This is a genomic window from Paraclostridium sp., assembly GCF_051657365.1.
Taxonomy (GTDB): domain Bacteria; phylum Bacillota; class Clostridia; order Peptostreptococcales; family Peptostreptococcaceae; genus Paraclostridium.
The window spans coordinates 1-6225 of the sequence record NZ_JBOFKN010000194.1 but is presented as its reverse complement, the minus strand read 5'-3'; the positions used below and the strand labels follow the sequence as shown (position 1 = coordinate 6225).

Below are 6225 nucleotides of genomic sequence, written 5' to 3'. Positions count from 1 at the left end.
ACAAGCATTATTTCAATCATATAATCTGATGTATTAAATGACAGTTGTAAAAACCAAAAAATACTATTCTCTGCCAAAATATAAATTAAACTATATATTCCTGAAATACTAAGAGATATTCTTGTATTAATTTTATAAAAAATTTTACAAATTAAATATATCATTAAAACCATTCTTAATATCACTTGTATAGATACTGTTCCAAAGCCTAATCCCATTATACTTGTAAAGATTAAGAATATACTTGTAAGTATATATCTACTCTCAAATTTATATTGATAAACATAACCTTTTTTATTCATTAGTATAAAAAAGGAAACTATAAACATTACGATGTTTAACACAGCTAAAATATAGGTACTTACTAACATAATTTCTCCTCTATTAAGTCAAAAATTTACTTTTATCTCATTAAACCTATACCTACTCATAGGTACTTACTCACTATTTTGAAGTATTAATATGTATTGTTTTATACTTTAAGCTTATATTTAATAGATAATACCTCAAATGTTTAATCTATCTATAATTATAACAAAATCTCTAAATATAAGCGATATTTGATTTGTTACATAGCCAAAGGTACTACCAAAAGCAAAAATTAAGCCTATAAATATATATAAAAATAAAGCTATAGAAATAAAAAAACACTTATTTGATAGCCTAAGCCTTCAAATTAAGTGCTTTTTAAAAGAGTAATGTTAATTACATACTTATTCTTTTTTGACTTTTGTTAAAGATTATACATTAACCATTCTCATAAATTGTATTGTATTTTGGATTTTATTTTTTCTCTAGTTTAGCAATTGTGCTATTAATTAGTTCCCTTTCTTGTGAGTATTCTTTTCTTTGTTCTTGTGTAATTGATGTATTTACTAGTCTTAAATATTCATTTTCTAATTCTTTACTATATTTATTTATTGATTTTTTTATTAAACTTATTTGATTATTCTCTAGTTTCAAAGTTTTCATTATTTTTAATCTCCCTCACATCTTTTAATTATTTATCTAATCTTGTTTTATTAATATGCAACTTATCATCTTAATTAATTTTTTTTACTTATTTTTAAACTATATGACTTTTATTGCATTATAATAACTACATTTAATAATTAAATATTGGGATATTAATCTCTCAATATATTTTGATGATTGCCTTGAATCTATAAACTTTAACGCAATGTAAAAATATGCTATATTATTTTTATATAATAAAGGGGGATATATATATGAAATTATCGTCTAAAATATTAACGGTAGCATTAGTAATTGGAATTGCTGTATTTGTATTCGTATTTGAACAACAACCTCAAGTAAATATCAAAAATAAAGAACCTATTAGTCAAGCGTTTAATAGTGCTCAAGGTTACTTTGAAAACTTTATAGGACTAAATAAGAAAAATTTAAGAAGTGATTTAACTCAATTAGGTTGGAGGCAATACAATGAAATTAAAGGTAATGAAACACTTGAAATGTGGGAAGAAGAAAATAGGAACAATATAACATTTTCATATGATACAAAAGGAATAATTTTAGCAGTTGAGTATAAAGAAGTTGAGTAATTTTTAAAACTAAACTCTAAAATGATTTAGAGTATAATCAAAAGTATTTTTCCTAGAAAAGAGTTTGAGGTTATATAGCAATCTGACGAAACGTTAAAGCCACGCCCTTTAGGCTTTTATGCTATATAACCTCAAACTCCCACACATAGCCAAAATAAATGTTTACGAAAAATAAAATACTACTACCTAAGCCTTACAATATGAATTATCGTCTAATTTCACTTGACCTACGTATATGTATTTCTTTTTCCTTGGTATTACTTTGAGCTAGGGTTTTATTTTGAAGTAATTTTACCATCACTAATTTTTATGATATTATCTGCACTGTTAGCTATTTCATCATTATGCGTTATCATAACTAACGTTTGCTTATATTTATCTACACAAAACTTTAGTATACTCATAACTTCATCAGTTGTTTTACTATCTAGATTTCCAGTAGGCTCATCTGCAAATATTATTAAAGGTTTATTTGCAAGTGCACGAGCTATAGCTACCCTTTGCTGCTGTCCTCCTGATAATTCGTTAGGAAATTTATTAATTTGAGATTCTATCCCCAACTTGACTATTAAATCGTCTATATAACCTTTATCTATGTTTTTTCCACTTATTGAAACAGGAAGAACTATATTATCATAAACATTTATAACTGGTATTAGGTTGTAACTTTGAAATATAAATCCAAACGATTCTCTTCTTATCTTTGATAGTTTATCATCATTTAAAGTATATAAATCTAAATCATCTATAAATACTTTTCCAGAAGTAGGTTTATCTAGTCCAGCCATACAGTGAAGTAATGTACTTTTACCTGATCCACTTTGTCCAACTATAGCTGTAAATTTATGAGGTTGTATTTCTAAATCTATACCATTTAACGCATATACTTTGTTATCATCTTTTCCATATATTTTTTCTATATTTTTTACAATTAATTTTTTCATAACTATTATCTCCCTTATTATTTACTTATAATTTTATAAGCTTAGTCATTTTCTGAAATTCCCTCTGTTATTGATGTTCCTTCTATCTTATCTTTAGATACATATACTGAAACAAATCCTATAATTATAAAAATTGTAAATAGTATAAGTATTTGATTCCAAGGAACATTAAATTCCATAGTTCTTTCAAAGCTTCCTTCTATAAGACTTTTATTAGCGTTTGAAATTCCTATATACTGATAGACTGTTGCAATTATAGCTCCTATTGTAGAGGCAACTATTCCATAAAATTCACTTTCTATTATCAAAGTTTTTTTAATATCCTTAATACTCATTCCAAGAGCCCTTAGTGTTGATAGCTCTTTTTTTCTTGCAATAATATTACTTCTCATAATAAAAATACTGTTCACAGAAAGTATAAGTAAAATTAAGCACTGATATATTACTATAAGTCTGTCCTCTGAACTTTGTTGCGCTCCAATAAATTTCATATCTTCACCTTTACCACCGATTGATGAAAATGCATAGTCCTTTGTCAGTTTCTCTAATTTTTTTTCAACTGGATATACCTCACCTTTTTGAGTCATTACATAAATCTTGTTATAATCCTTTTGATTTGTTAATTCTCTATAGTCATCCTCTCTAAATATTACCTGTGCTCCCTCAACACCAACATTCCCATCTTGAGCTGCTGCATAAGCTTCTTTCATAATAGCACTAACTTCAACCTTCAATGTTTCATATTTTTTAATACCATCTTTATATACAGGCAGTTTTATATCTATAATATCTCCAACCTTTGCACCATCAATGACCTTTGCTTCAAATGAATTCGTAACTTTTGAGCTGGTATTGTTTACTAGTATAACTTTTTTGTACTGTCCTTCTTTAGCATTTGTCAAGTTTTCTCCTTCTTGAATAAATGACTCTCTACTCTTTAACATATCGTCACTATATCCTCTTATAAGCAGTGGATATTCATTATTATGTTCCTCTTGATATAGTTCATTTTTTCTGTTTAATTCATCTTGATAAGCTTTAGATATTTTATCTTTAGAAAGTAGAACATACCCCTCAGGATTGAAAAAGTTTGGTTCTACACTTTTTACTCCTTGTATATTTTTTATCTTTTCTATCATATTTTTATCAACTTTATAAAATAAACTTTCTGAACCATTATAACTACCACTTACTGTTTTATCTACGCTTCCATAGGACATTCCCCAAATACCACCTGTTATTCCTGCCTCTATATTAGTTTTTAATGTATCTTTTAATGCAAAGCTAAATATAAACATTGTTCCAACCATGGTAATTGCAAGCATTGTTATAATAGTTCTAGATTTATTTCTCCATACATTTCTAATTGCAATACTTCTAATTATATTTTCATGCGTTCTGTTTGTTTTAATACTCTTACCTTTTGATTTTTTTTCATACTTATCACTGCTTTTTATTGAATCAATTATAGACATCTTCATAGCTTTTCTAACTACTATAAAACTACTGATAAATACTGATAATACTGAAACTGCAAAAGAATAAATTATGCTTGGAGCTCCTATCGTCAGTATAGAGCTATATCCATATACTATTCTCACTCCAATATATGATACGATTATCCCAAATAATATACCTATTACCGTTCCTAAAAGTATATAAATAAGACTCAACTTGATAAACATACTCTTGATTTTCTTCTTTGACATGCCAATTGCTCTCATAAGTCCTATTTGTATTATCATATCCTTAAGAATAATATTAAAAATATTATATATTACAAGACTAGATACAATAACTAAAATGATAGTCCTCTTAATATTTTCTATATTATTTTTAGATATATCTTTAAAAAGCTTGGCTGAACTAACTTCCGAATTTTCATATAAATTATCAAAACTAAGATTTAATTTTTTTCCCATTTTACTTAAAAACTCAGATGTATTATTTTCAGACTTTAGAAGTATTGTTCCTTTGTATGTATCTTTAGTTTTCATCGGAAACTTAGCTTCTTCATATACAAATGCTTGAGTTTTAACTCCAGATATGGAACTAGATGCAGAACTATAATACCTATCTGGCTTTTCAATTAATCCAACAATCTTAAATGTTTTATTAGCACTATCTATTTTGTTAATTCCATTGTCATCAACATACTTATTCATTAGCATTAAATCAATATTCTTATTTAATGGATCATCTATACCCATCTGATTTGCTGCTTCTTTTTCTATGACTATTTCTCCATCTTTTACTGGTTTTCTTCCTACAATCTTATAGTTAAGAGATTCTATAAAATCTTTATCAAATGAATTTAAATCAAGTTTAACACCACTGTCCTTATTGACTATTTCACAAAAATATTTAACTTTACTTGATTTTTTTACTTCATTATCATTTTCTAGTTCTCTTGCTTTATCTACCCCAATCCCCTCAAACCATACTTGATAATTTCCATGTAAATCTTTTGCTTCTTGTATTTGAGAATCATAGCCTGAGTCTCTAATTACAATCATTGAAAAAATAAGCATTACTGAAAGTGCAATACTTGATAATAATGCAATTGTTTTTCCTCTTTGTTTTTTCATATACGATATTGCTAGTTTAAATGTAATCAAAACTTTATCTCCCTTTCTCGTATTAAATTATTGTATAAAAAAATGTTACCTTCTATGTATAAAAGGTAACATTTCTAAATTTTTGATTCAATATAAGTCCGACAAGTGGTATTTTTTCACCGACAACTAGCATGTTGGTATATGAATAGTGGCTATAAATTTAGACTCACTATCCTTAATTTTTAATTCTCCGTCATATTTTTTTATTGAAGATTTTATACTATCAATGCCGATTCCATGAAGGAATTTATCTTTTTTAGAAGTAAAAATCTTATTATTTTTAATTATTACTTTATTTGTCTTGCTGTTTTCACATCTGACTACATAGTACCCTTTTATAAAAGTGCTTTTTATATTTATGTATTTTTCTATATTATTATCATCTATTTTATTATCATCTATTTTATTGCATGCTTCTATTGCATTATCTATTAAATTTGAAAATATACTACTTATATCAATCATATCTATAAATTCACATTTACTAAAATCTATACCTGCATTAAAATCTATATTATTTTCCATGCAGGCTTTACTTTTTTCATTCAATATAATATCTAATAGTACATTTCCTGTATTATAAATATTTTTAGTACTTTTTACTTCATCTTCTATATTGTTAATGTATTTATTTACATCTTCACTACTATTTTTTAGCGATTTTATATTTTCCATATGGTTGTTCATATCATGGTATACTTGTCTCATTTTTTCTTGTGATTCCTTTACCGTTAAATAGTATTTATACTGCATATCTAATTTTTCATTTACAAATTCCATTTTCACTTTTTCTTTTTCTGATTTTATAGAGTTAATGAATATAGATATTAATATTACATTTATAATAAATAAAATATATGGAAATGTGGTTTTCATAAAAATTGAAAATATCATTATATCTACGAGACTTGTATATTCAAGCTTGTTTTTTACTAGTATTGAATACGAATCTCCTATCTTTTTTTCTGATATATTTAAAAATAGGATTATGATTACATTAACTATTATAGTTAGAATTATATATAAATGATATTTTTTCTTATTGTAAAATTGATGTGATTTTTCAAAAAAGTAAATACCTATAAATATAACTATGGAAGT

At 25.6% G+C, this 6225-nt stretch carries 5 protein-coding genes and 1 pseudogene; 1 reads left to right on the top strand and 5 read right to left on the bottom strand.

Annotated features, from left to right (window positions below; genetic code table 11):
* Both ACRCYC_RS15310 and ACRCYC_RS15305 read right to left on the bottom strand, forming a co-directional pair.
* Positions 1 to 371 (bottom strand): annotated as a pseudogene (locus ACRCYC_RS15310) (ATP-binding protein); the annotation flags it as partial.
* Positions 372 to 783: 412 nt separating this feature from the next.
* Positions 784 to 972 carry a hypothetical protein gene (locus ACRCYC_RS15305; protein WP_438619982.1) on the bottom strand — a complete coding sequence of 63 codons (189 nt, stop codon included), beginning with the start codon at positions 970 to 972 and terminating at the stop codon, positions 784 to 786.
* A 257-nt stretch (positions 973 to 1229) separates the two neighbouring features.
* Here ACRCYC_RS15305 and ACRCYC_RS15300 point away from each other — a divergent pair, with 257 nt between their 5' ends.
* Positions 1230 to 1562: a hypothetical protein gene (locus ACRCYC_RS15300; protein WP_438619981.1), complete on the top strand. Its 333-nt coding sequence runs from the start codon at positions 1230 to 1232 to the stop codon at positions 1560 to 1562.
* 275 nt (positions 1563 to 1837) lie between these two features.
* On the opposite strand, the gene ACRCYC_RS15295 is transcribed toward ACRCYC_RS15300, so the two are convergent.
* From ACRCYC_RS15295 to ACRCYC_RS15285, 3 genes are all read right to left on the bottom strand, one after another.
* Positions 1838 to 2506, bottom strand: a complete 669-nt coding sequence (locus tag ACRCYC_RS15295) for an ABC transporter ATP-binding protein (protein ID WP_438619980.1) — start codon at positions 2504 to 2506, stop codon at positions 1838 to 1840.
* Between the two features lie 41 nt (positions 2507 to 2547).
* Positions 2548 to 5124 (bottom strand): ABC transporter permease, encoded by a 2577-nt coding sequence (locus tag ACRCYC_RS15290; protein ID WP_438619979.1) that lies wholly within the window; start codon positions 5122 to 5124, stop codon positions 2548 to 2550.
* Between the two features lie 126 nt (positions 5125 to 5250).
* Positions 5251 to 6225: sensor histidine kinase (locus ACRCYC_RS15285; RefSeq protein WP_438619978.1), on the bottom strand; the 975-nt coding region annotated here is incomplete at its 5' end.